The organism is Mycolicibacter heraklionensis (genome assembly GCF_019645815.1).
Classification (GTDB): Bacteria; Actinomycetota; Actinomycetes; order Mycobacteriales; family Mycobacteriaceae; genus Mycobacterium; species Mycobacterium heraklionense.
Genome location: NZ_CP080997.1, coordinates 149,390 through 175,203, shown reverse-complemented (window position 1 = coordinate 175,203; position 25,814 = coordinate 149,390). Strand labels below are relative to the sequence as shown.

Sequence of the window (25,814 nt, the reverse complement as noted above, 5' to 3'; positions counted from 1 at the left end):
ATCCTTTTTATCTACCCACCAGTTGGTCCGAGAAGTTCCGAACCCTACCGCGGAGTACGAACGCTGACTATGGTGGCCGCCATGGATCATCTGCCGCACCCGCGAACGGCAACCTCAGGTGATCTCACGACCACGATCGGCGACAAATGACCACCCAGGACGACCGCGACCTCGCCGCCGAGCCTGCGCTCGACGGAGTGGCAGCCATCCAGGACTGGACCGCCGGTTATGTCAACCGCCACCCGCTGGCCTCGCTGACCACCGTCGGCGAACAGTGCGTCCTGGCGGTGCGCACCGTGCAGTACTTCTTCTCCGACCTGTTCGGCGGCCGATTCCAATGGGGCGAGTTCGTCCGGCAGAGCGCCTTCATGGCCAACACCGCTGTGCTGCCGACGGTTTTGGTCGCATTGCCGATCGGGGTCACGCTCTCCATTCAGTTCGCGCTGCTGGCCAACCAGGTCGGCGCCACCTCACTGGCCGGCGCGGCTGCCGGGCTCGCTGTCATCCGGCAGGCTGCCTCGCTGGTGGCGGCCATGCTGATGGCCGCCGCGGTCGGGTCGGCCATCACCGCCGACCTGGGTTCGCGAACCATGCGCGAGGAGACCGACGCCATGGAGGTGATGGGCGTCTCGGTGATCCGTCGGCTGGTGGTCCCCCGCTTCGCCGCGGCCATCATGATCGGCGTAGCGCTGACCGGAATCACCTGCTTCGTAGGCTTTTTGGCCAGCTACCTGTTCAACGTGTATTTCCAGAAGGGCGCGCCCGGCAGTTTCGTGGCCACGTTCTCCTCGTTCGCCACCACCGGCGACATGATCGTCGCGCTGATCAAGGCCGTGGTCTACGGCGCGATCGTCGCGGTGGTGTCCTGCCAGAAGGGACTGTCCACCCGCGGCGGTCCGGCCGGCGTCGCCAACTCGGTGAACGCTTCGGTGGTCGAGTCGATCCTGGTTCTGATGATCGTCAATGTCGGCATCAGCGAGCTCTATAACGTGCTCTACCCACGGACGGGGCTGTGAGATGACCGCGTCGTCCTATGTCCCGGCATTCGCGCGCCCGCTGCTGCGCGCCTACCGGATGGCGTCCGAGCCGACCATCCGCTTGGGACACATGCTGGTGTTCTTCGGCCGCGCCGCGGCCGGTGTTCCGACCGTGCTACGTCACTACCGCAAGGAGTTTCTGCGGTTGCTCTCCGACATCGCCTGGGGCAACGGCTCCATCGTGGTGGGTGGCGGCACCGCTGGGGTGGCGATCGTCCTGGGCTTCACCGCCGGTGCGCTGGTGGCGATCGAGGGCTACAACTTTCTGAATCTGCTGGGGCTGGGGCCCGCGACCGGCATCATCTCATCACTGGTCAACACCCGCGAGCTGGCACCGATCATGGCCTCGATGGCGTTCGCGATGCAGGCCGGTTGCCGCTTCACCGCGCAGCTCGGCGCCATGCGAATCGCCGAGGAGATCGACGCCCTCGATTCGATCGCGATCCGGCCCATTCCGTTCCTGGTCACCACCCGACTGCTGGCCGCGACCATCGCGGTGATCCCGCTCTACGTGGCCTGTCTGGCGATCACCTACCTGACCTGCCAGCTGGTCACCGGCATCATCGGCGGCGGCTCCATCGGCCCGTACACGCACTACTTCACAATGATGTTGAGCGGCAAGGACATCGTCTACTCCGTGCTCAAGTGCGTGGTGTTCGTGTGGCTGGCCTCTACCGTGCAGTGCTACTACGGCTTCTACGCCTCCGGCGGACCCGAAGGCGTCGGGGTGGCCTCCGGCCGGGCCATGCGGGCTTCCATCACGATCGTGATCATGGTCAACATGCTGCTGACGATGGCGCTGTGGAGCATCGACGCCGGCGCAAGGTTCGGTGGCTGACATGGCCAACTCGCTCGACACCGACGGCCGCGGCCCCTCCGAACAGCAACTGCTGGGCGCGGGGATCGCGGTCCTGCTGGTGATCGCGCTGACCACCGGCGGCCTGTTGGCCAAGTCCACCGGCATGCTCAACTCCTACGTGCGGGTGGTGGCCGACCTGATCAACGTCGGCGACGGGCTGCCGGCCCAGTCCGACGTCAAGTACCATGGCCTGCTAGTCGGTAATGTCACCGACGTGATCCCCGCCGCCTACGGCAAACCCAACTACGTACACATCAACCTCAAGCCCGACTACGCCAAGGACATCCCGCATTCGGTGACCGCCCGCGTGGTGCCGTCCAACGTTTTCGCGGTCTCGTCCATCCAGCTGGTGGACTCCGGAACCGGTGGACCCACCATCCGTACCGGCACCCACATCGCCGAGAACGGCGAACTGTCCACGGTGATCTTCCAGACCACCGTGTCCAAACTGCGCGACATCCTGGCCGCCACCGGTCGCGGGCGCGAAGACCACAGTCTGGGCATCCTGGCCGCCGTCGGCGCGGCCACCGACAATCGGCGCGTCGCGTTGCTCAATGCGGGCGCGCACATGTCCCGGCTGCTCGATCAGCTCAACGGCATCGTCGCCACCGACCCCGGCCCATCGACCGTCTCGGCCTTGCTCGATGCCACCCATGGCCTGCAGTCCACCGCTCCCGACCTCGTCGACGCGCTGCACCAGGCCGTCGAACCGATGCGCGCGTTCGCCCAGAAGCGCGCCGAGTTGGCCTCGTTGGTCGGCGGTGGCCAGCACACCGTGGGTGTGGCCCGGGAAGCCCTGGACAACCACATCGACCAACTGATCCAGATCACCCACGACCTCACGCCCGTTGTTGGCGTGCTGGCCAACAACGCCGACAAGTACGTCCCGATCTTCACCCGGGTCAATCGGCTCTCCGAGAAATTCTTCGACCACTTCTACGACCCCGACCTCGTCTCCAAGAACACGCGGTTCAACCTGTCGTTCACCCCGATGCACACTTACACCCGCGCGGACTGCCCGCAGTACGGCGAGCTGAAGGGGCCGAGCTGCTTCACCGCGCCGATGATCGAGGTGCGTTCCGAGCTGCCTGAGAACATGCTGCCGCAGAACTACCACTTCCCGGCCGGCCTGGAACCGCCGGCGGGCACCGAGATCGGCCCGGATGGGAACCTCCGTGCCGTCGGACCGCCCCTGGTCAACCCGAATCGCAGCCTGGAGGGCACCAACCCGCCGCTGCCGTGGTGGACCGGCCCGGCCCCCCGGATTCCCAGCACCGGCGACCCGCTCGACCTCGGCCCGCCGCCTCCGCCCGAGCCGCCAATCCCGTCACTGCCGCATGCACCGGAGTGGCAGCCGGCCTCCCCGATGGCGCCCGCGGCCCCCGCGGCCTTCGGCGGCAACGTGGGTCCGGTCGGCAGCCAGGCCGAACGCAACCAGCTGGGCCTGATCACCGGCCAGCGTGAGCCGGCATCTGTGGCGGCGCAGCTGCTGCTCGGCCCGGTCGCCCGCGGTAACGCGGTCTCGTTCGTACCCGCCGACACGGGAGGCCACAAATGAGATTCCGCGGCCCGCTGATCGGACTGTCCATCTTCATGGTCGTCTCGATGGTGCTGACCTGGCTGGTCTATGCCACGCTGCGCCGCGACGTCTCTGGTGCGACGACGCCGTATGCGGCCGTGTTCACCGATGTGTACGGCCTGCGCGAAGGCGACGACGTCCGGATGGCCGGGGTCCGGGTGGGCCGGGTCGACGAGGTGGCATTGGAAGGGAAGTTAGCGAAGGTCTCGTTCATCGTCCAAAGCAACCAGAAGCTGTATGCCAACACCGTCGCGTCGGTGACCTACCAGAACATTATCGGGCAGCGTTATCTCGGGCTGTCGCTGGGCAAAGACGGCGAGTACACCGGGGGGGACGAACGAGTGCTGCCCCGCGGCGGCGTGATCGGGGTGGACCACACCGAACCGTCCTTCGACGTCGGCGCGCTGCTCAACGGCTTCAAACCGTTGATGTCGCTGCTGGATCCCAAGCAGGCCGACGATCTGACCCGGGGTGTGCTGGAGTCGCTGCAAGGCGACCAGGCGTCTATCACCGCACTGGTGGATCAGTCGTCGACGCTCACCGCGACGCTGGCCGGGCGCGACGAGGTGCTCGGCGACCTCATCACCAGCCTGAACCGGCTTACCGGCACCATCGCCGGGCAGAACGATCAGTTGGACCACGCGCTGACGCAGGCCCGGCGAGCGGTCGCCGACCTAGACTCGCGTCGCCCGGCATTGCAGTCCTCGGTCGGCTCCCTGGCCCAGGTGACCCGGCAGCTGTCGACGATCGCCGACGAGGTCTTCCCCTCCCTGGATGAGATGATCAACCGGGAACCCGGGTTCTCCAAGCACATGGCCGGAATCGAGCCGCAGCTGGCTTTCACCGGCGACAACCTGCCACTGCTGCTCAAAGGCCTGGGTCGGGTACTCGGGGACGGCGCCTACGGCTCCACGTATGTCTGCGACCTGAACATCACCGGGTTCTTTCCCGGCCTCAACGACATCACCACGATCATCGTCAACGCCGCCACGCCCGGCAACGCCACGCCCATCACCATGAAGAACCTGGCCTGGCACACCCCGAGATGCAGGAACACCGTCAATGGATAATCAGTCGCTCCGCAGGTGGCGCTCCCGGACACTGGAGTCCTACAACACCACCTGGCTGGGGTTCGCGGCATTGGCGGTTGTCGCGGTCGTCGTCGCCGCGGCGCTGCTGGTCAAGCTGGCCGGCTTCGGCTACACCCGCTACACCGCGGAGTTCGCCCAGGCCGCGGCGCTGGCGCCGGGCAATCCCATCGTGATCGCGGGCATCGAGGTGGGCCGGGTAACGAGCATGCGGCTCGCCGGCGATCACGTCGAGGCCGGTTTTACCGTGCGCAACAACATTCCGCTGGGCAAAGACACCGGGGCCAAAATCCAGGTGATGACGATCCTCGGGTCGCGCTACCTGCGACTGGAACCCGACGGCCCGGGTTCGCTGCCCGACAAACGGATCCCGCTCGCCCACACCGAGGTGCCCTATTCGCTGGAGTCGCTGCTAGAGGACGCCACCACCACATTCGACCAGGTCGACTCCGACCAGTTCGGCCAGTCCCTGGCCGTGCTCGGCCAACAGCTGAGCGGGCTGCCCCCGGTGGTTCCACAGGCGATGGCCAATCTGCACACGCTGTCGAAGATCACCGCCGACCGGCGTGATCAGCTCGGCACCCTGCTCGCCAGCACCCAGCGGGTGGCCAACACCTTGCACAACCAGCAGACGAACCTGGGCAACCTGGTCGATCAGGGCCAGGATTTCCTCGGGGAACTGGTAGCGCGACAGCACACCTTCCACGCCATGCTGGCTGCGCTGACCAGTCTGGTGGGTCAACTGAACAACATCGTGGTCAGCGACCGGACGATGCTCGACGACATGCTGGCCAACCTGCGTGCGCTATCCGACATGCTCGGCCAGCATGACGACCTGCTGCGCAGCCTGCTGCAGGCCGCACCGCCGCCATTGCGGGGTCTGACCAATGCCACCGGCTACGGACCGGCTTTCGAAACCTACCTAGTTAACGGGATGGCGATCGACTCGTGGATGTGCGCGATCAGTGGCCGCGCCAAGCAGTTCGGCATGATCGAGTACTTCAAGGACTGCAAATGAGCGCCCCGCCGACCGCCACCCGCAGCCGCCGCCGTGTCGCCGCGCTGGTGAGTGCGCTGACCGCAGGAGTACTGCTCGTCACTGCCGTGGCCGCCTACTACCTCAACCCGTTCGGCGGACACATCACCGTCACCGCCCAATTCGGCAGCGCCGCAGGCCTCTACGAGGACAATGTGGTTGCGGTGCTCGGAATGCCGGTGGGCAAGGTCACCAAGATCACCCCGAAGGGCGGGTACGTCGAGGCCGAGTTCACCGTCGACCGCAACGTAAAGATCCCAGCCAACGTGCACGCGGTGACCATCAACACCTCGATCCTCACCGCTCGGCAAGTCGAACTGACGCCAGCCTATACCGGCGGTCCGGTGTTGGCCGACCACACCACTATCGGGCTGAACCGCACCCGGACACCAGTGGCATTCGATCGTGTGCTTGACATGCTCGACAGGGTTTCGAAGTCGCTCAGCGGCGACGGCAACGGCAACGGGCCGGTAGCCGACGTGATCAACGCCGCCGCCGACATCGCCGGCGGCAACGGCGCGAAGATCAAGTCGGCCCTGAGCGAATTGTCTCGGGCGTTGCGACTGAGCTCCGACCGCGGCGAGGCGACCGGTGATCAGTTGACCTCGATCATCGTCAATCTTAGCTCGCTGATGGACGCGGCGGCCCGCAATGACGCGAGGCTGCGTCAATTCGGTTCCACCACCCGCCAATTGAGTCAGATGCTCGCCGACGAGGACTTCGGGGCGGGACGCACTGGGCGTAAGTTCAACGAGATCATCACGCAGGCGACCGCCCTGCTGCAAGCCAACCGTGACAACCTCAAGCAGAGCATCCTCAACGGCGACACTGCCGTAACCACCCTCGTGGATAAGCAGCGCGACCTGGCGGAGCTAATAGACCTGCTACCGCTGGCGCTGGACAACATCTACAACGCCGTCGACACCAACAACGGGGCGATCCGGGCTCACACCCTGGTCGACAAGAGCCTGGTCGACAGTCAAAGCACCAAGGAGCTGTGCAACATGATGCATTTGCGGCAATTAGGCTGCGGCACCGGAACCTTGGCGGATTACGGCCCGGACTTCGGGCTGACGTACGTCCTCGACGGACTCTCGATGATGGGGCAGTAGGCGATGGCATTGCGACGGAAACGAACGCCCAGGGCGACGCTGGCGCTGCTGTGCAACGCGGTCATCACTGCTGGCTGCACCACCAGTGGGCTGGACAGTCTGCCGTTGCCAGCTCCCGGCATCGGCAGCGGCGGCTATCTCATCACCGCGGTGTTCGCCAACGCGCTGAATCTGCCCGGGCACGCCAAGGTGAAGCTCTCCGGCGCCGATGTCGGCCAGCTGGAGTCGATAGTCGCCCGTAACTACACTGCAGTCACCACGCTGCGCATCATGGACGGTGTCCGGATTCCGTTGGGCAGCACGGCTGAATTGCGGTCGGCGACCCCGCTCGGTGACGTCTTCGTGGCGGTCAAACCGCCGACTCAGGTCGACCCGTCGACGCCGCTGCTCAAGGGTGGCGACATCATCGGGCTGGAGTTCACCGCGTCGGCTGCTACGGTAGAATCGGTGCTGAGTTCGGCGGCGCTTCTGGTCAACGGTGGGGCTGTGCAGAACTTCACCAATATCGTCAACGGCGCCGGCAAGGCGACCGGCGATCAGGGCCAGGCGTTCGGCAGGCTGATCAACCAGTCCAATGAGCTGCTGACAAAACTCAACGCCCGCTCCGGTGAGATCGAGACCGCGCTGCGTGAGACCAGCCGGCTTGCCGACCGGCTTGATGCCCGCAGCGCGGCGCTCACCGATGTGCTCGACGCGGCGGGTCCGGCCACCGACACGCTGGTGGACAACACCGGTCGGCTGGCCGATCTCGTCGAGCAACTCGGCGCGACCAGCCAGCAGCTGGCCCGGTTCCCGTCGATTGCCGGGACCGACGCTTCCGGGCACAGCTTCATCAAGGACGCCAACGTGCTCGCTGGCGCATGGAACGACGTGGCTATCGACCCCGACACCAGTCTGGCCGCGCTGAACCGGTTGCAGGCGCCGATCATCAAGATGACAGCTGGGTCGGCGGTTTCGTTACGGGCAGGTTTTGACAGGCTGGTGTGGGGGTCGATGCCTGACGCCGGCTTCAAAGGAGACCCAGCATTTCACGGCCCGAAGCGCTACGACTGGGCGAAGCTGGCCGGCTCCATCAAGTACGCGCTGTGGCGACTACAGGAGCGCGTGGTGGGGCGCGGCCCGGACTCCGATATGGGGCTGGCGCCGTGGACCGCGGTCGGCCCGCCGATACCTCCCACCCCGGCGGAGGGCGATGTAGCAGCAGCGGAGCTCGGCCCGCCGGGACCAGGGCCGACACCATGATCGAGGCACTCAGCCGGCGCATCGTCGGCTTGGTCCGCGCCGGCGACCGGCGAAAGAACCTGCTGTCAGGGCTCGCGTTGGCGATGACCCTGGTGGTCGCGACCGGCTACCTGCTGGTGGGGGCGCTGCGGGTGAACCCGGCCCGCTCGACCTACCAGATCACGATCGCGCTGCCGGATTCCGGTGGGCTGCTGGCCAACCAGGACGTGTCGGTTCGCGGCGTTCCGGTGGGCCGGATCGAGTCGCTGCGGGTCAGCGGTACCGGTGTCGATGCGGTCGCCAACATCTCCTCGACGGTGAAGATTCCGGCGGCCAGCACGGTGCGCGTGTCGGGCCTGTCAGCCGCCGGTGAGCAGTACATCGACTTCGAGCCCCCGTCGGAGACCGGACCGTTCCTGTCCGCCGGCAGCGTCGTCTCGCGGGACCGCGCCACAACCCCGATCCCGATGTCGCAGTTGCTCGCCGACGCCAACGGCATGCTGGCGCAAACCGATCCGCGCAAGCTCGACCTGATCAAAAAGGAGCTCAGCCTGTCCGACGAGGGTCCGCAGAAGCTGACCGACATCGTCAACGGCGGCACCTTTTTGCTGTCCACCCTGGATTCGGTGCTGCCGGAGACGGTGAGCCTGCTGAAGTCGAGCCGGGTGGCGCTCACCATGCTCAGCGATGTCAACAACGGGGTGGCCGTGACGACCGAGAACCTCGACAAGGTGCTCACGGGCATCAACCGGATGATCGGCGGCTACCATCGATTGGTCGACCAGGCGCCCGGGATGCTGTCGGCGGTCGACGGACTCTTCGATGACAATTCCGACACCATGGTCGGGTTGCTGGGCAACCTGACCACCGCGGCTCAGCTGCTCTATGTCCGGACTCCGGCGCTCAATGCGTTGTTCCCCGCCTACCGCGGTTCGACGCTGGAGGCGCTCGGTACGGCCTTCCACGACAACGGGTTGTGGTTCACCGCCGACCTCTATCCTCGCTACACCTGCGATTACGGGACCCCGCGGCGGCCCCCTTCTGCGGCGGACTACCCGGAGCCGTTCCTGTACGGCTACTGCCGTGACACCGACCAGTCCGTGCTGGTGCGCGGCGCCCACAATGCGCCACGCCCACCCGGCGATGACACCGCGGGACCGCCGCCCGGTGCAGACCTGGCGGCGACCACCGACCCGACACCCAAGGGCCGCTATACGATTCCCACCCCCTACGGCGGTCCGCCCCTGCTGATCGAGCCGCCTCGTTGATGCTCAAGGAGATGCCGCGGTGAGCACCGCCGACGAACCGACCGCCGAGACCGCCCCCGAGGACGTGGAAGAGACAGCCGCGCCGCCGGTGCGCAGGCGTCGGGTCCCGTGGCGGATGGCGCTCGTCGCGGCCGCCTATCTGGCAGTGTTCGGGTTGGTCATCGGGCTCGGCTGGCAGTTGTGGCAACAGCATCGGGTCTCGAGCGCGGAAGCCGCCGGACGACAGGCAGCGGTGGACTACGCCCAGGTGTTGACCAGCATCGACTCTGACAAGGTCGACGACGACTTCGACGCGGTCCTCAACGGTGCAACCGGGGAGTTCAAAGACACCTACACCAAAGCCAGCGTCAACCTGCGGCAGCTGCTGATCGACAACAAGGCCAGGGCACAGGGCACGGTGGTCGAGTCGGCCGTGCAGTCAGGTTCCAAGGACACCGTTGTGGTGCTGGTGATGGTCAACCAGACCATCACCAACACCATGCGGCCCGACCCGCGAGTGGACCGCGCCCGGATGAAGATGACGATGCAGAAGGTCGACGGCCGGTGGCTGGCGAGCAAAGTCGAATTGCCTTAGGAGGCATGCTATGTGGGCGACCCGGCTAGTGACGGGCATGCTCGCCGCGACACTTGCGGTGGCCACGGTGTCCGGGGCACCGGTCGCCGGCGCTTCGGCGCCGTCGTTCTGCAGCGGGCTGGGCGGCAACTGGGACGGGCAGTACTGCACTACCGATGTGCACTCGGAGCGGCTGGCCACCCGCTATATCCGGATGGCGGTGCCCGGGGACCTGGTCGACCACCCGATCGCCGGACCCCCGATCCGCGACTACCTGTCGAAGTTGTTCACCAACTGGCGCACCAAAGGCGCCTCCATGGTGGCCGACAGCTGGGGAAACGAGAACTACGAGATCTTCCAGCACGGCAATGCATTGACCGCGGTCTTCCACGAGGACTACCACTCCGACGGTCCCTACATCAACAACGCCTACCGGACTTTCACGTTCGACATGGGGGCCGGTGGCCGGCAACTGCAATTGGCTGACATCACCAAACCCGGGATCGACCCGTTGGCGACGATCCCGCAACTGGGCGAGCCCTACATCACCGAGGCGCTGGACCGGGCATTCTGGGAACACCGCCCGGGAGACTATCCCTTTGTCCCGGAGCGCTTTACACCCGACAAGGTCTTCTCCGGCGGCTACCGGTCTTGGGCTCTCACCCCCGACGAGCTGATTCTGTACATGCCCGACTACCCGGTCAGCCACGACAGCCCGATTCAGTACAACCAGATGCAGTGGTACATGGACGGTGGCAACGTGCAGGCGCACATCCCGCTGTCGGCGCTCAGCTCGATCCTGCGCCCGGAGTACGGCGGGTCCTGAGCGCGCTCGGGCCTATCAGCCGTAGCGGAACAACGCCAAGCTCGCCGCGACCACGACCCCGGCCATGGCGATGACCGGCGCCACCACAACGTGGGTCAACGTTGCGCCGACAATGGCGCCGAGGATCATCACGAAAACGACGCCGTAGCGCAGCTTTCCGCGGTCGCCGGTCCCACCGGCCAGCCGGCTGTCCACCCCGATACCGACGATCGTCGAGGTCAGCACCGTGGTGTAGAGCTCCTGGATACCGAACTGACGGGCAGTCGAATTCTGCACACCGAACGCGACCGCGAGGCCGGCGATCAAGAGCAGCTTGCTGTTGCTGTAGTAGCCCAACACACCCATTCCAGCCAGCGCCGCCAGCGCCAGCAGCAACACCGCCTCCAAACCGAGCGCAACCGTCAGCCAGCGCCGGCGGCTGTGTTCACCGAAGATCCGGAACAGCCGTCCCCCGATGACCGCGCCCATCAGGAATCCGCCGACCGCCACGATCGCGGCGGTCAGATCGAAGCCGGTGCCGGGGACGAACAGGAACCCCAGGAAGATCGCATTGCCGGTCATGTTCGCGACGAACACCCGCCCCAGCACCAGCACGCTGATCGCGTCCACGAGGCCGGTGGCGAACGTCAACAACAGCAAGGCCACCACCGTGCGCCGTCGTGACAACGGCGACGCGATCGGCATGCTCCCCCCCGTTACCCTCGACCCGGCCCGCGCTCAGCCCTGCAGACGCGGGGTGAGGTCCAGCGAGGTGATGGTCGGCATCCTGGTGACCACCCAGCGGTTCTGGTCACGCTTCATGAAGAGCCGGTAGGTCAGGTACTTGATCTGCGGGATCGATTTGCTCAGTTCACTGGTCGCCGTGGTGTTGGTGTAGACGATCACCGTGGCCTCGGGCCCGTCCAGAGTCTCGACGGCCGCACCGACGATCTCGGTGGTGTCGGTGACCCTCGCCTGCTTGTTGCTGTCTGCGATGGCGTCGATGAATTTCCGATACTGGGCTTCCAGGTCGCCGCTGAGATACACCGAGGCGCGGTCCGGAAGGGAATCCATGTTGTCCGGCGTGTAGTTCCACAGCGTGTGGATCGCCCTGGCCGCGGTCCGGGCGATGTCGAGCTTGGTGGCTACCTCGGCCCGGTCGATGAGATACGGCTGTGCTGCCGCGCCCGCGAATGCGGCGGCGCCGACGAAGGCCGCGGCTGAGACCGCAACCGCAAGCCGCACACCGAATTTGCGCCGGACCGGGCGCTTGTCCGCCGCCGTCTCGGCCTCGACCGCCTCGGCCTCGGCCGTCTCCTCGACCGTCTCCTGGGCCTCCGCTTCGGCTTCCAGATCTACGTCGGCGGCGTCGGGCTCTTCGGTCACAGCACCTGGTTCAGATTGCTGATCTTCCACTGGTCCCCTTCCTTCTGCGCTGTCGCCAACCATCGGGTTGCCACCTTGACATCGTGTTTGCCGTCGGACGACTTGCCGCTGTTCTCAACAGCCACCAGCATGCTGACGCTGCCTTCGTCGTTCCACCGTTCGACACCGGCCGCGGTCACCGTTCCCGTGGTCGGCTCACTGCGCGCCACCGCGATCAGGATCTGATTGGCCTTCTCCTGATACTGCTGGGCGAAATCCCCGGTGGCATGGTCCATGACATTGGCCAGATAGTCGTTGGCATGGAACGGATCCGGCGAGGTGAACATCGTCATGAACGATTCCACCGCGGCCAGCGCCTCGACGTCCCGCAAGGCTGCTCGCCGGTGTTGCTCGTGGGTCACCAGCGTCACCGCGCTGACCGCGACGGCAGCGGCGGCCACCACCAGCGAACTCGCGATCACCATCGGCAGCCGCCGGCGCCGGGGCACCGCCCGGTCGACGAAGAGCGGCTGATCGTCGGTGTCGACGCGGCGGCGCGGACTCATCGCTCCCCCTCGGCCGGCAGCGGCTTACTGACGACGGCGAGATCATCGACGCGCCAGGTTCCCGCGGCCTCGGCGAACGCCACCCGGACGGTGGCGCTGATCAGACGTTCCTTGCCTGTTCCACGCTGGCCCTGCAGGAACAGCAGCATCGTGGCACGGTGCGGGGCGGCGTCGAGTACCGCCGCATCGGTGACCCGATAGAAGTTCGGAACCGGCTTGGCATTGCGGATCGCGTCCTGCTGCGGAACCAGCTGCTCGCGATACTTGTCGGTGGCCAGCGACTGCGCGCGGTCGAAGTCGCCCTGCAAGGTCTCGGGATCGTAGGACAGCATGTCCGCGACGATCTTCGGGCCCTGCCGGGCGATCTGGGCTCGGGCCAGATCCGACTTGTGGTCACGCTGGTAGACCACCGCGTAGGCCGTGGCGGCACCGACGAGGCTCAGGGCGGCCGCGGCCACGAACACCGCCATGGTCACGACCCGGATGTTCGCCGGGGGCTGTCGTGGGTCGGCCGGGCGGACCTCGGTCCGGGCCACGAGGTCGGCAAAAGTACGCCCGCGGCGGTCCCGCAAAGGCCAGATCCAGCCGAGCAGAGCCGGCACGGTGTCGAGCAGGTGCGCCGCCTCGCGCAGCAACAACCGGGCCGCACCGACGGCCGGAGCCGACCCTTCGCCGCCCCGCACCACTTCGATTCCGGTGAACGCGCGGCCCAGGCTCCAGCCCTTGATCGCCGGCAACAGGATCCGGTTGACCTCGGTGGCCAAGAACGCCAAGGCGCCGGTGATGGTCGCGAGCCACCACCAGGGTCCCCCGAACGGGAAGCACAGGGCGGCCATGCCCATCGTCACCATCACTGCCGAACCCGGCAGCAGGTCGATCGCCAGCGCCGTCGCGCGGGCGCGCCACCGGGCCGGTTCGATGCGCGGCGCGTCGGCCAGCGGGTCGGTCACCTGGCCACCTGGTCGAGCTTCGCGATTCGGTACTGCCCGTCCTCCCGGACCATCCGGGCCCGCAGCCGGTAACCGACCTCTTTGCCCTGAGTCTCGATGTTGTCGATCTTGACCCGGAAAGCCACCAGGGCGTCGACCGAACCGTCGGGGTTGTTCCGCTCCACCGCGGCGCCCATCTCGGTGAGTTCGGCGTGGACCTTCGCCGCCTGGTAGGCGTGCACGAACATCTCCGCGTACAGGGCGACCTGGGTGCGGAACTCGCCGGTCGTGCAGTTCAGGATCTTCTGCTGCGCCAGGGCGATGTCCCGCCCATCTGGCGCCTGAGTGGCCACCACGCACTCCTTGGCCGCGGCGATCGCTTCGGCATTGTCGCGGGCCAGCGCCTGGCTCGCCACGTGGTCGCGCAGGCCGACAAAGCCGGCTGCCACCAACCCGGCGGCCAACAGCAGCAACAGCACACAGATCCCCACCTGCTGGCGACGGCCAAGACGCGACGGCGCCGATTCGGCGTCTACTGCCACCGAGTCGGCCGACTCCTGCGAGTCCACCGGCACCGCGTCCTCAGTGCCCTCAGTGCCCAAGGCCGAGGTATCTGCGGTCTGCTGGTCCTCGTCCGTGCTCACCGGAACGGTGCCAGCATCCCCTTCCATCCGTCGTCTCCTATGTTCATCGAGTTCTCGACGGAGTATTCGACGCCGTCTGGCCCCACCGCTTGGCCGCTCTGCGGATTGTAGATCGCGGCTGGTCCCCCACCGGGGGTGTAGATGCAGGGGTTCGGTTGTTGCCCGTTGCACTGCACGCTACCGGTCCCCGGCCGTGACAGCGGGTCGTTCACCGGCGGCGGCGACGGCGGCACCATGTCCGCCGGCAGGGGGTTGAGGCCGGTGTTCACCGACGGCGCCGGAATCACGTGGCCGGGCTCGACCGGCTGGTCACAGCGCGCGCCCAACGCCGGGCAGTTCCGGATCTGGTTCGGATCGCCGTACCAGGGGTTGGTGCCCAGCGGGACGTACGGTTTGTCGCTGCGGCACTCCTTGGGTGTCGCTGCGCGTTTGCCCGGTACGTCCACACACGGGATGTTGCGGACCCCGCGAACGCTGTTGGCCGGCGTGTCCTGCGGAATCCGGCAGGAGACGTCCGGTAGTTCGGCGGGGCTGGTGTCGGCGAACGCCCGCCATTGGGATGCCGGGACGAAGCCGGTCAGACACGGCGGCGGCGTGTTGAGGCTCAGGCCCGGAACCGGCACCGGAAAGATGGGGCCGGGGACGGCACCGAGGGCAACGCCCATCGAGCCCCGGCCCGGGTTGGTGGCAGTCACGGTCTGGATGATGGAGCCGGCCTGCGGCAGGAAGACCAGTACCTGCTCGGTGTTCCGGTTGTAGCGCTTGGCCATCTCGGTCAGGATCGACGCGTTCGCCATCAGCTGGGGCAGCGTGTCCTTGGTGTCGTTGAACACCGTGTGCACCTGGTCGATCAGCGGCGGTAGATCCGACACGATGTGCTTGACCGTGTCTTCTCGGCTGGCCGCCTGGCCGGCGAGAACGTTCAGGTTGCGCGCCCATTGGTGGATGGCGTCGCCGGAGTCGACCTGGCTCTCGATGATCGGTGCCGACTTCTCCACGATGTCGTCGACATCGGCGAGGTTCGTCTTGAAGTCACCGACGATGGCCTGGGTGGCGTCCACGAGCCGCTGCAGCGACGGTCCCAGGCCCCCGACGGCGGTGGCCGTCTCGTCGAGCAGGGCCGCGATCTTGCCGGCCGGCAGCGCGGCGAGTCCGCGGTTGGCGGTGTCCAGCGCCGGCCCGATCGCCGACGGGACCGTGCTCTTGGTGATGGTCTGGCCCGGCTTGAGGTACTGGCCCGGATTACCGGTCGACACCAGATCCAGGTACTGCTCACCGATCGCCGACACCGAATGCACGTTGGCACCGGCGTCGACGGGGATCTTGTATTTGCTGGCGATCTGGAAGGTGGCCTGCGCCCCGGTCTCGGTCGGTTCCACACTGGTGACCCGGCCGATGATGGTGCCGCGGTAGGTGACGTTCGCGGTCTTGTACAGGCCGCCCGCCTCGGGCAGGTCCGCCTTCAGCGAGTACTGGCCCAGGCCCGCCAAGGTCGGCAACCGCAGGTAGTAAACGCCCAACACCAGCAGCGCCACCGCGGTCAGGACGCTGAAGATCGCCAGTTGACGCTTGATCTGAGGTTTCAGCAATTCCGGTCAGCCCTTTCCACATACGGACCGCCGGGTGCGGTTGCCGGGTTCGGCGTGTACCGAACATCCGGGACCATCTTCTCCGGGTCGTGGCCAAAGGACTGCTCCAGTGCCCGCAGCATTCCGGAGAACCCGGTACCGGTCAGGATCGCGTTGTCGATGGACGCGTAGGTGAGGTCCACCATCAGCGAGGTGTTGATGAAGTCACCGCGGACCGCCTTAAAGGCACCGTCGACGTGGTAAGGCGCGGTGATCATCACCTGCAGCAGGTCGGGCAGATACGGCGACGCCTTACGGAGTTCCCGCGCCGGGCACTGGAACGAGGTGAGCACCTTGTGCAGGTCGGACCGCGCGGGCGCGATCTGGGTGTTGACCTGGGTGCCCATCGCGCCCAGTGCCTCGACGGCGTTGATGAAGATCCCCTGCTGCGCGTTGAAGTACTTGAACAGCGGCGGGAAGTCGGTCAAGGCCTTCTCGAGGGTGTCGTTGTGGGCACCGAAGTAGCTCAGCAACCGATTGCTGGAGTCGATCGCCCGGGTGATGTCCTCACGCTGGTCGTTGAGGTTGCCGATGAAGGTGTCCAGCTTGGTCAGGAAGGCGTGGATCTGGTCGGCGCGCCCGTTGGACAGCGCGGCGAACTCGGTGGTGATGGTGTCCAGGTCCGACAACCCGCCGCGCTGCAGCAGCAGGGCAATACCGGCCAGCGTCCGTTCGATCGTCGGGTACGACGTCGAATTGCTCAGTCCGATGGTGTCACCGTTTCTGAGTTCGCCCTCCGGGTTGTCCGGGGACTTCAGTTCGATATGCTGCGAACCCAACAGGCTGGTCTGACCGATCTTCGCCGTGGCGTTGCGTGGCAGGTGAACATCCTTGTTCAGCTTTAGCTTCAGCGTGGCGACCCAGTTCTTCAGCTCGATCCGCTCGACCGCGCCCACGAACACATCGGCGACCAGGACCCGGCTGTTGCCGTTGAGCGCCAAGGTGTCGGGCACCTGGACGTAGACCGTGTAGGCACCGGCGCCACTGCCCGGACCGCCCGGCAACGACACGTTGGCGATACCGCGCCAGCTGCTGCACGACGTCAACGTCAGCGCGGCCATCAGCAGCACGAGCGCCTGCCAGCCGCGCCGGCCGACCGTGTTCATCGCTGTCCTCCGTCTCATCAGCCGTCACCTCGCGGCGCCATCGGTGCCACCGGCCCCGGAATCACGTTCGGGCCCGGCGGAGGCGGCGCGATCGGACCCACCCCGGGAGGCTGGCCGATGAACGGCAGCGGGCCGGGCGATTCGTCATAGGAGTTGGGCGGGCCGGGCGGGGTCTGGAACTGCGACTCCACCGGTGCCGGGTCGGGGCCACCCATCAACTGCGCCAGCGACTCCGGGGTGAGCAGCCGCTCGGTGTCGTGGCCGGGCTGCACGCCCTGCATCCCAGGTGCGGTGATCCAGCCCGGCTGGGTGTTGCGGTGCGAGAACGGGGTGTCGGGCACCCAGATCCCCGGGACAGTGGTGTCCTTGTATCCGGGCGGCGGCTGCAGCCGGGGCTCGGAGTAGGCGATCTCCTTCGGTGTGGTGAACGCGCTGTTCCAGATGTTGATACCGAACGGCAGATAGTTGAACTTGATCGCGTCGGCGATCGGCGCCAGGTATTCCGCGCACAGCTCCGCGGAGTCCTGGTAACCCAGCCGGCTGCCGGCCTGAATCGCGCTACACAGGAACTGCATCGGGTTCGCGAAGTTTGCGATAACCGGGTAGCTGAGCACCATGCCCTGCGCCGGGTGGTAGATCTCGTCCACGCCAGCCAGCACGTTCGGCAGGATGTGCAGCGCGGTCTCGAAACCATCCAGCGCTTCCGGTTGCGTGATGGCGGTGGTCACCTGTTCCACGTTGTTGATGCTGTGCACCAATGGCTTTGCGTTCTGGTTGAGGAACGCCTTGACGATCGTCATCGTCGCGTAGAACTGGTCGGTGGCGGTCGCCAGTGCCTGGTCGGTGCTGTTCAGGTTGCTGGCGAACTTGGCCAGATCATGGTTCAGCGCGACGAACTGCTGGTCGTTGTGGTCCAGCGCCTTGACGAACAGCGACAGGCTGCGTACCACCGCGAAGAAATCACCCCGGCCCTTGTTCAGGGCGGTCAGCGCGTCCGACAGGCTGTTGAAAGCGGTGTTGAGCTGCGTGCCCTTGCCGGCCAGCCCGTCGGCGAAGGATTCGATGGCGTCACCGATCGGGCCCTTGGGCTGCTCCGCCGTCGGCCCCAGCTTGTCGATGATGTTGGTGACATCGTTGCGCAGCGTGTCCCATTCCACCGGGACCTCGGTACGCTCCTCCGGGATCACGGCCTTGTCGGCCAGCACCGGCCCGCCCCGGTACGGCGGCTCCAGCTGAATGGTCCGCGACGCGACCAGAGTCGGGTTCAAGATGATCGCCTTGGCGTCGGCGGGCACCTTGTACTTGTTGTTGTAGTGCAGGGTGACTTTCATCTTGTCGCCGGCCGGCTCGATCTTGTCGATCGCTCCCACCCGGACACCCATGATCTGCACCGCGTCACCGGGGTACAGCGCGTCGGTCTGTGGGAAGTAGGCGACGAGGCTGGTGCTGTTCAGCTTGCGAAAGAGCTGCACTCCTCCGAAGCCGGCAACGAGGGCCAGCGCCAACAGCAGCGACCCGACGATCACCGTCGTCCGCGATCGCTCCGGCAGTCGCAGGTTGCGAACATCAAAGACGGTACTCACGGACGCTCACTCCCTCTTGCGCCACCGCCGCCACCGGGCTGGCTGTTGCCGCCTTCACCAGGCGTGATGAACGGTGCCGGTAGCTGGTTGCCGGGTCCAGGCGGAACAGGCGGACCGGGTGCCCGCGGTGCCGGTGGGGGTGCCGCGCCCGGGTTGGCGGGAGCCGGACCGGCGACCGGGCCCATCGGCTCCGAACGCCCGCCCGGGTTGGCGTCGGGCATCGGAACCGGCGTGCCCGGCACCACCGGCGGCGTCTCGCCCGGACGACCCGCGATCGAGATGCCCGGCGACGACGGGATGCCGTCCGGGTTGGGCGGCGAGACCAACACATCGGTCGGCCCCGGGTACGGTCCGCTCCGTCCGAACGGGCCGTCGTTCGGGTCCAAGTTGGCGCATGGCAGCGGGTTGCCCGGAGTCGGGAACATGCCCGCGGCAGGTGCGTACGAGCACGGCGAACCGGGCGCGACGGCCGGCCCGGGGTGCTCGGGGGTGCCCTCAAGCACCTGCGGAGCGGGCGGCGGTGCACCATTGGCGAACCGATTTCCGTTCGGGTCGGGGTAACGGAACTCCGGCAGGCCGGCGTTGCGCCAGAATTCCTCGGGCGAGATGCCACGCTTCTTGAACGCCGCGTCCACCCAGGGCTGCAGGATCCAGTACGGGATCAGGTTCAGCGTCGAGACCTTGAAGTAGGGGCCCGATGCCATCGCCTCGTTCACGATCGTCAGGTACCTGCCCAGGATGGTGAACATCTCCCGCAGGTCATCCTGGCGCCGCACCAGCATGTCGGTGATGGTGGAGGCCTCTTCGAAGACGTGGTTCAGATCCAGACCCGGATTGTCGCGGACCAGGCCCTGAACCTGTTCGCCGAAATAGGCGATGTTGCCTAGCAACGCCGAGATCGCCTGGCTGCGCTGGTTCACTGCTGCCGAGAGGGTCTGAGTATTGCGCAGCAGCGCGTCGATCTGGTTGCTGCGGTCACCGATAACGCTCGCGACCTGGTTGGTCTGTGCCAGCAGGTGAGTGATCTCGTCGTCACGTTTGCCGATGGTGTCGGAGAACCTCGCGACGCCGTCGAGCGCGTCGCTCAGGTCCGGGTAGGTCTGATCGACCGTCTCCGACAGCACCTTCAACGACTTCTTGACCGTGTCGATGTCCCAGCCGGAGGCGGCCTTGGTGGCGTCGAAGACCGCATCGTAGAGCTGGTAGGGGGTGGTGCTCTGGCCCAACGGCAGCACACCCTGCGGCGCTATGCGGCGCTCACCCTTGGGCTCGATCGACAGCACCTTGCGGCCCAAGATGGTGTCGGTCTTGACCCCGATCCGGCTGTCGCTGCCGATCGGGTTGGCACCGACCGAGAACTTCACCAGCACGTGGTCGCCCTCGATCGACAGATCTTGTACCTTGCCGACGTCCACGCCGGAGATGCGCACCTTGTCGCCGGCGTTCAGGCCGCCGCTATCGGAGAGCTGTCCGAAGTAACTCGGTTCGGCGAAGAGCATCGGCACCGTGGTGAAGGTCTGCCCCACCAGGGTTACCAACGCCACTGTGGCGACACCGATGATGCCGATCCGTGCCCGGTTGGGCGGTTCCAGAGTCCTCACTGAGGCGTGCACCTCCCCGTCGGTTGCTGCCACAACCGAGCGTTTCGCACCGGCCCGCCCGGCTGCAATCCAGGAAGCTTGATAGTCACGTCGCAGAGGTAGAAGTTGAAGAAGTCACCGTAGACCCCGGTGCGCCCGATCAACTTCAACGCCCTCGGAATCTTCTGCAGCAGCTCGTCGACATCGGCGAGCCGGTCCGGCGGCTCCGGACCGGCGACCGGGAACAGGCTGTGCAACTGGGTGCGGTTGTCGGCCAGCAGATCCGCCAGATTGCCGGCGGCGTTACCGAACTCCGCGGTGCCGTTCGCCAGCGGGTCGGCGTGGCTGTTCAGACCCTTGACCAGTTTGTCGAAGTTGTCGACCGTTTCATCGAAGGTCTGGCGATGGCGAACCGCGGTGTCCAGGACGACGTTGAGGTTCTTGACGACTTCGCCGATCGCCGCATCCCGGTCGGCGATGTGAGCTGTCAGCTGAGCGGTCTGCTGAAGAATGTCGTTGATGGTGCCGCCCTGGCCCTGGAAGACCGTGACGATGGTGGACGCGATGGTGTTGATCTTCTCCGGGTCCAGCGCCCGGAACACCGGCTTGAAACCGCCGATCAATGCGTCCAGGTCCAGCGCCGGCTCGGTACGGGAAGCAGGAATGAATCCGCCGATGGGCAACCGCTGGTCGGCGCCCTCACCCTCGCCCCGTTTGAGCTCCAGGTAGCGGTTGCCGATGAGGTCGTCGTAGCGGATCTGCGCGGTGGTCGACTGGAACAGCGGCAGTGACTGGTCGACGTCGAAGTCCACCACCGCCCGACGGCCGCCGTCGACCAGTCGGACCCTCTTGACCTTGCCGATCTCCACCCCGGAGGCACGCACGAACTGCCCCTGACGCAGGCCGCTGGCATTGCTGAATTCCGCGGAGTAGCGGGCCGTCCGGTCGAACCGGATCTGCCCGAAGACCACGACGAGGCCGACCGTGAAGAGCAGCAGCACCGAGCCGACGGCGCCGAGTTTGAGGGCGGTTCTGGTGATGTTCATGGGTTGATCGTGTAATCCCCGACTTGGCGACCCCAGACGTAATCAATGGCCAGGGGCGATCCGGTATCAAAGTGGTTGTAGGGCGCTTGGCTGACTCCCGTGTCGGCCACCAGGTAAGGCGCCGGCCAGAAGTCGTGGGTGATCTCCTGCCAGCAGCCCGGCGCACCGCCGGGCCCACCCCGGGCGTTGTAACGCGGCAGGTTCTCGGGGTAGATGTAGGGGTTGGCCGGACCGACCAGCTCACTGTTGGTGGCGAGCGAGTAGCCGTCGCCGCCCAGGAAGTCGTAGACCTTGGGTCCTCCATTGGCCAGGTTGCGGATGGCGCAGAACAGTTCCGGGCTGTACTCGTCCAACAGCGCCGACACCGAGACCAGGTCGGAGAACTGCGCACGGAAGTACGGCCCGAACCGCTGGGTGACATCCGCCCCGAGGTTGCCCACCCCGGCGGCGCCCAGCAACGCGGCGTCCAGTTCCTTCTGCTGGTTGGTGATGGTCTTGACGGTCACCACCGAGGAGTCCAGGAAGCCGACCAGATCCGGTGCGCCGTCGGCGTAGACCTCGCCCAGGGTTGCGAAACCCTTCAGGTCGCGGCGGAAGGACGGCATCCGCGCGTTGACGTCGTCGAGAATCGCGTTGCCGTTGACCAGCGATTCGCCGAGCTTGTCGCCCAACCCGGTCAGCGCCTCGGCTGCGGCGTGCAGCGTCAGGTTCAGCTTGATCGGGTCCACGTGCTCGGACAGGTTGTTGATGGTCTCAAACAGCGTGTTGAGCTCCGTCGTCACCGACGTCGCGATGATGTTCTTGCTGGTGATGCGTTCCCGCGCCGGGTGTTCCGGGGCGGTCAGCGACACGTACTTGTTGCCGAACAGCGTGGTAGCCAAAATGTCGGCTTTGACGTTGGACGGAATCAGCTTGAGGTACTTGGGGTTCACGTCGAGGGTGAACTTGGCGGCCGGCTTGTTCTCGTACTCGGTCGGCGCAATGTCGGCCACGCGCCCGATCTGGACGCCGTTGTAGGTCACCGGTCCGCCCGGGTCCATCACCAGACCGGCGCGCGGGGCGACCATGGTCAGCGACGTCGTCTTCGTGAAGGCCCCACGGAACTGGCCGTAGACCAGGCCGCCGATCAGCGCCAGGACGGCGAAGGTCACCACGCCCGCGAGCCGGAACGGCGGGTTGTGCACTTTGTTCTGCTTCCCGGTTGCCATACGCGTCACATCGTTAGGTTGAAGTTGGGGTCGACGCCGTAGAGCGCCAACGCTGCGAGCAGCACGACTGTGGGCACCGTGATCAGGGACAGGCGCATCGACTGGCCCACCGCGGCACCGACGCCGACCGGACCACCACTGGCGTTGAAGCCGTAATAGCAGTGGGTGACCATGACCACCACCGCGATCAAGATCGTTTCAATGAACGACCAGAACACATCGTCGGGCCGCAAGAACGTTCGGAAGTAGTGGTCGTAGGTACCCGACGACTGTCCGAAGAACAGTGTGGTGACGATCTGCGGTGCGGCGAACGCCATGATCAGCGCGAGTGCGTACAGCGGGATGATCACGGTGAAGCCGGCCACCACGCGGGTGGACACCAGGTAGGCGATCGAGTTGATCCCCATCACTTCGAGGGCGTCGATCTCCTCGCTGATGCGCATCGCGCCGAGTTCGGCAGTGGCTCCCGCCCCGACCGTCGCAGCCAGGGCGATACCGGCGTTGACCGGGCCGACCACACGGACGTTGACCAAGGCCGCGGCGAAACCGGTGTAGGTCTCCACACCGATGTTGCCCAGCGAGGTGAAGCCCTGGATCGCGATCAGCGAGCCGCCGGCCAGCATCACGAAGCCCATGATGGCGACGGTGCCGCCGATCACGGCCATGGCGCCGGTGCCCATGCCCAGTTCAGCGACCAGACGCAGCGTCTCGGTGCGGTACCGGCGCAGCGCCCACGGGATCTGCCGGAGGGCGGTTACCGAGAACCAGCCGAGCCGGCCGCTTCTTTCGAGTCCGCGGCCGGCCATCCCGACGTAGCGCTGGTAGTTCGCAACCAGCCCGGGAAAGCGTCCCCGAACTACTGTCGATGTCGACATGTCAGGTCCCCGTTCCGAACTTCACGCCGATGGTGGTCAGCACCACGTTCACGGCGAACAACGCAAGCACGCACAGCACGACTGTTTCGTTGACGGCGGTGCCCAGACCCTTGGAGCCGCCGCGGACGGTAAGTCCGCGATAGCAGCCGACTAAGCCCGCGATAAGTCCGAACACGCTGGCTTTCACCGTCGAGATGACCACCTCGGGCAGCCCGGTGAGCAGAGTCAGCGTGGACAGATAGGCGCCGCCGGACACGTTCTGCAGGTAGACACCGAAGAGGAAGCCGCCGGTCAAGCCGATCACAATCACCAAGGCGTTGAGGAGCAAGGCCACCACGGTCGCGGCGATCACCCGGGGGACCACCAGTCGATGGATCGGATCGATGCCGAGTACCTCCATCGCGTCGATCTCCTCGCGGATGGTGCGCGCACCCAGGTCGGCACAGATCGCGGTGGAGCCGGCGCCCGCGACCACCAGCACGGTGACCAGCGGCCCCAACTGGGTGACGGCGGCGATACCGGCGCCGGCGCCGGAAACGTCGGCAGCACCGAACTGCGCCAACAGGATATTCAGTGTGAAGACCAGCAGCACGGTCAGCGGAATGGCGACCGCGATGGTCGGAATGATGGCGACACTGGTGATGAACCAGCCCTGCTGCAGGGTCTCGCGCCATTGGAACGGGCGTACGAAAAGCGCGCGGGCGGTCAGGGCACACATTCTGAAGAATCCGCCGACCATGATCAGCGGCGGCAGCACCCGATCCCGGAGGAAGTCGGCGACACGAGGACGCGCTGGAGCCGTCACACCACCCCCCTCACCAGAGATCCCGCCGCACGACTCAGCAAGGAACCGCGTCGCACAGTGTCTTCTCCCGTCCGTCGTTCAGCGAGACCCGCGTCACCTTATCGGCCCGAAGTGCCCTTGGCGACCATCGGACCATACCTGATGTCTCCGTGAGAAGGACATCGAACGGGCGGAACCTACGCGGGCTTCCTACCGGAGAGTAACGTGCCGCCACCTCACTCATCGGTGTTTCGCGCGGCATCGCTTGGGGTGCTGCCCCGCTCGGATCCCTGAGCCGTCCCGTAGTTAATGCGCAGTTCCGTTTTGAGCACTTTCCCGGCCGGGTTTCGGGGCAGGGCGTCGACGATCTCGAGCGCCTTGGGGTGCTTGTAGCGCGCCAGCCGCTTGGTCAAGAAATCGTCGAGGTCGGCCAGGGTGAGGCCGGCCCGGGACAGCGCGGCGACCGCTATCGGTACCTCGCCCCATCGCTCGTCCGGGCGGCCGATGACGGCGACCTCGGCGATATCGGGGTGATCGGCCAGCACGTTCTCCACTTCGGCGCAGTACACGTTCTCGCCACCGGAGATGATCATGTCCTTCTTGCGGTCGACCACCCAGACGTAGCCCTCTTCATCCATCCGGACCAGGTCGCCGGAGTGGAACCAGCCGCCGGCAAAGGCCTCGGCGGTGGCCTCCGGATTGTTCCAATAGCCGCTCATCAGGGTGGGCGCCCGGTAGACGATCTCGCCCACCTCGCCGACCGCGACGTCGTTCATCTGCTCGTCGACCACCCGGGCCGAGACGGTCGGGATGACCGTGCCGACCGAACCGAGCTTTCTGGTGGCGTCCTCGCCGAGCAGGATGCAGGTCACCGGCGACATCTCCGTCTGCCCGAAGGCCGCCAGGATCTTGGTGCCGGGGAAGGTCTCGGCCATCTGTCGCAGCAAGGCGTCGGAGGCCGGCGCCGCACCCCACGACATGGTCCGCAACCGGATGTCGCGCGGGTTGGCCTGCTGCTGGGCGCAGACCGCCTGCCATTGAGCCGGCACCAGGAAGATGCCGGTGACCTTCTCGGCGGCCAGCACGTCGAGCAGTTGGCCGGCGTCGAAAGCGCCGAGGGGGTTGATGACGGTCGGGATGCCCAGCCACATGCCGGGCAACAGGTTGCCCACACCGGCGATGTGGAAGAACGGCACACCGATGAAGGCCACGTCGGAGGTGCCGGTTCCGGCGGTGTGCAGCGCGGTCATCGTCTGACCGACCAGGTTGGTGTGGGTGAGCACCGCTCCCTTGGGCAGGCCGGTGGTCCCCGAGGTGTACATGATCAGGGCCGGTGAGTCGTTGGGGATGTCCACCGGGGCGTGCGGCTCGCCTGTCTCGCTGATCAGGTCTTCGTAGGCGAGCAGGCCCGCCGCCTCATCGGCCGGCGCTCCGGGCTCATGCGGCGGTCCCAGCTTCGCCTCTCCTCCGTCGAGCCTCGCTGAACCGCCGGCCACCACCACGTGGTCCAGCAGTCCGGTCAGCTCTCGCACACCGGCGGCGACCGGCACCAGTGCCGGTTCGGTGATCAGCACCCTGGCCTCGCAGTCGGTGACCAGGTAGGCGATCTCCGGCGGGGTGAGCCGGAAATTGACCGGCACCGCGATCCCGCCCAGCATGTTGGCGGCCAGCACCGACTCGACGAACTCGGTGCGGTTGAGCATCAGGATCATCACCCGGTCACCGGCGCGAACCCCGCGGCGGCTCAGGGCGTCGGCCAGCGCGCCAACCCGATCACGCAGCTGCGACCAGGTGGTGGTCTGGCCCAGGAACCGCAGTGCCGGGGCGTCCGGTGTCATCAGCGCGTGCCGGTCCAGCTGGTTGACCCAGTTCTGTCGACGAGCGCGGTAGGGCTGCTCGGCGGGGTCGACGGTTGGGTGGCTCAATTCGGGTCTCCCGCTTC

At 66.4% G+C, this 25,814-nt stretch carries 24 protein-coding genes; 10 read left to right on the top strand and 14 right to left on the bottom strand.

The genetic code is table 11. The features are described 5' to 3' along the window. Positions 1-146: 146 nt before the first annotated feature. The 10 genes from K3U94_RS00865 to K3U94_RS00820 are packed head-to-tail and all read left to right on the top strand — an operon-like array spanning position 147 to position 10,579. Positions 147-1,016, top strand: coding sequence for an MlaE family ABC transporter permease (locus K3U94_RS00865; RefSeq protein WP_047320377.1), 870 nt, complete (start codon positions 147-149; stop codon positions 1,014-1,016). A 1-nt stretch (position 1,017) separates the two neighbouring features. Continuing rightward, positions 1,018-1,875 (top strand): ABC transporter permease, encoded by an 858-nt coding sequence (locus K3U94_RS00860; RefSeq protein WP_047320376.1) that lies wholly within the window; start codon positions 1,018-1,020, stop codon positions 1,873-1,875. Position 1,876: 1 nt separating this feature from the next. Further along, positions 1,877-3,454, top strand: a complete 1,578-nt coding sequence (locus K3U94_RS00855) for an MlaD family protein (RefSeq protein ID WP_047320375.1) — start codon at positions 1,877-1,879, stop codon at positions 3,452-3,454. Continuing rightward, entirely contained in the window at positions 3,451-4,545 is a 1,095-nt protein-coding gene (locus K3U94_RS00850; protein WP_046283295.1) for an MlaD family protein, read from the top strand. The genes K3U94_RS00855 and K3U94_RS00850 overlap by 4 nt, the downstream gene beginning before the upstream one ends. Then, positions 4,538-5,581: an MCE family protein gene (locus K3U94_RS00845; protein WP_047320374.1), complete on the top strand. Its 1,044-nt coding sequence runs from the start codon at positions 4,538-4,540 to the stop codon at positions 5,579-5,581. The genes K3U94_RS00850 and K3U94_RS00845 overlap by 8 nt, the downstream gene beginning before the upstream one ends. Further along, a complete protein-coding gene (locus K3U94_RS00840; RefSeq protein ID WP_082108104.1) occupies positions 5,578-6,711 on the top strand; it encodes an MCE family protein in 1,134 nt (377 codons plus the stop codon). Before K3U94_RS00845 ends, K3U94_RS00840 begins: the two co-directional genes overlap by 4 nt. Before the next feature lie 3 nt (positions 6,712-6,714). Beyond that, positions 6,715-7,953, top strand: coding sequence for an MCE family protein (locus K3U94_RS00835; RefSeq protein WP_047320373.1), 1,239 nt, complete (start codon positions 6,715-6,717; stop codon positions 7,951-7,953). Then, positions 7,950-9,200: an MlaD family protein gene (locus tag K3U94_RS00830; RefSeq protein WP_047320372.1), complete on the top strand. Its 1,251-nt coding sequence runs from the start codon at positions 7,950-7,952 to the stop codon at positions 9,198-9,200. The genes K3U94_RS00835 and K3U94_RS00830 overlap by 4 nt, the downstream gene beginning before the upstream one ends. Positions 9,201-9,219: 19 nt before the next feature. Then, a complete protein-coding gene (locus tag K3U94_RS00825) occupies positions 9,220-9,774 on the top strand; it encodes an Rv1363c family protein (RefSeq protein WP_047320371.1) in 555 nt (184 codons plus the stop codon). Between the two features lie 10 nt (positions 9,775-9,784). Next, entirely contained in the window at positions 9,785-10,579 is a 795-nt protein-coding gene (locus tag K3U94_RS00820) for a mannan-binding family protein (RefSeq protein ID WP_047320370.1), read from the top strand. A 15-nt stretch (positions 10,580-10,594) separates the two neighbouring features. On the opposite strand, the gene K3U94_RS00815 is transcribed toward K3U94_RS00820, so the two are convergent. The 14 genes from K3U94_RS00815 to fadD5 all read right to left on the bottom strand — a co-directional run bounded on the left by K3U94_RS00815 (position 10,595) and on the right by fadD5 (position 25,797). Next, positions 10,595-11,263 carry a YoaK family protein gene (locus K3U94_RS00815; RefSeq protein WP_047320369.1) on the bottom strand — a complete coding sequence of 223 codons (669 nt, stop codon included), beginning with the start codon at positions 11,261-11,263 and terminating at the stop codon, positions 10,595-10,597. A gap of 33 nt (positions 11,264-11,296) precedes the next feature. Next, entirely contained in the window at positions 11,297-12,007 is a 711-nt protein-coding gene (locus K3U94_RS00810) for a hypothetical protein (protein ID WP_052956956.1), read from the bottom strand. Continuing rightward, positions 11,941-12,489, bottom strand: coding sequence for an Rv1363c family protein (locus tag K3U94_RS00805; RefSeq protein ID WP_047320409.1), 549 nt, complete (start codon positions 12,487-12,489; stop codon positions 11,941-11,943). Before K3U94_RS00805 ends, K3U94_RS00810 begins: the two co-directional genes overlap by 67 nt. Further along, positions 12,486-13,439 (bottom strand): RDD family protein, encoded by a 954-nt coding sequence (locus K3U94_RS00800; RefSeq protein ID WP_220695285.1) that lies wholly within the window; start codon positions 13,437-13,439, stop codon positions 12,486-12,488. The genes K3U94_RS00805 and K3U94_RS00800 overlap by 4 nt, the downstream gene beginning before the upstream one ends. Continuing rightward, positions 13,436-14,089 (bottom strand): Rv1363c family protein, encoded by a 654-nt coding sequence (locus K3U94_RS00795; protein WP_047320366.1) that lies wholly within the window; start codon positions 14,087-14,089, stop codon positions 13,436-13,438. Before K3U94_RS00795 ends, K3U94_RS00800 begins: the two co-directional genes overlap by 4 nt. Then, positions 14,059-15,651 carry an MCE family protein gene (locus K3U94_RS00790; protein WP_047320365.1) on the bottom strand — a complete coding sequence of 531 codons (1,593 nt, stop codon included), beginning with the start codon at positions 15,649-15,651 and terminating at the stop codon, positions 14,059-14,061. Before K3U94_RS00790 ends, K3U94_RS00795 begins: the two co-directional genes overlap by 31 nt. Continuing rightward, a complete protein-coding gene (locus K3U94_RS00785; protein ID WP_230987332.1) occupies positions 15,645-16,814 on the bottom strand; it encodes an MCE family protein in 1,170 nt (389 codons plus the stop codon). The genes K3U94_RS00790 and K3U94_RS00785 overlap by 7 nt, the downstream gene beginning before the upstream one ends. Further along, positions 16,814-18,379, bottom strand: a complete 1,566-nt coding sequence (locus K3U94_RS00780) for an MCE family protein (RefSeq protein WP_047320363.1) — start codon at positions 18,377-18,379, stop codon at positions 16,814-16,816. The genes K3U94_RS00785 and K3U94_RS00780 overlap by 1 nt, the downstream gene beginning before the upstream one ends. Next, the gene (locus K3U94_RS00775; protein ID WP_047320362.1) at positions 18,376-19,980 is read right to left on the bottom strand and encodes an MCE family protein; all 1,605 of its coding nucleotides are present in this window, start codon (positions 19,978-19,980) and stop codon (positions 18,376-18,378) included. The genes K3U94_RS00780 and K3U94_RS00775 overlap by 4 nt, the downstream gene beginning before the upstream one ends. Further along, a complete protein-coding gene (locus K3U94_RS00770) occupies positions 19,977-21,005 on the bottom strand; it encodes an MCE family protein (RefSeq protein ID WP_047320361.1) in 1,029 nt (342 codons plus the stop codon). The genes K3U94_RS00775 and K3U94_RS00770 overlap by 4 nt, the downstream gene beginning before the upstream one ends. After that, positions 21,002-22,213: an MCE family protein gene (locus K3U94_RS00765; protein ID WP_047320360.1), complete on the bottom strand. Its 1,212-nt coding sequence runs from the start codon at positions 22,211-22,213 to the stop codon at positions 21,002-21,004. The genes K3U94_RS00770 and K3U94_RS00765 overlap by 4 nt, the downstream gene beginning before the upstream one ends. Positions 22,214-22,218: 5 nt before the next feature. Next, a complete protein-coding gene (locus K3U94_RS00760; RefSeq protein ID WP_047320359.1) occupies positions 22,219-23,088 on the bottom strand; it encodes an ABC transporter permease in 870 nt (289 codons plus the stop codon). 1 nt (position 23,089) lies between these two features. Further along, entirely contained in the window at positions 23,090-23,827 is a 738-nt protein-coding gene (locus tag K3U94_RS00755; RefSeq protein WP_109519646.1) for an MlaE family ABC transporter permease, read from the bottom strand. 281 nt (positions 23,828-24,108) lie between these two features. Further along, positions 24,109-25,797, bottom strand: a complete 1,689-nt coding sequence (gene fadD5, locus K3U94_RS00750) for a fatty-acid--CoA ligase FadD5 (protein WP_047320357.1) — start codon at positions 25,795-25,797, stop codon at positions 24,109-24,111. Positions 25,798-25,814: the final 17 nt, after the last annotated feature.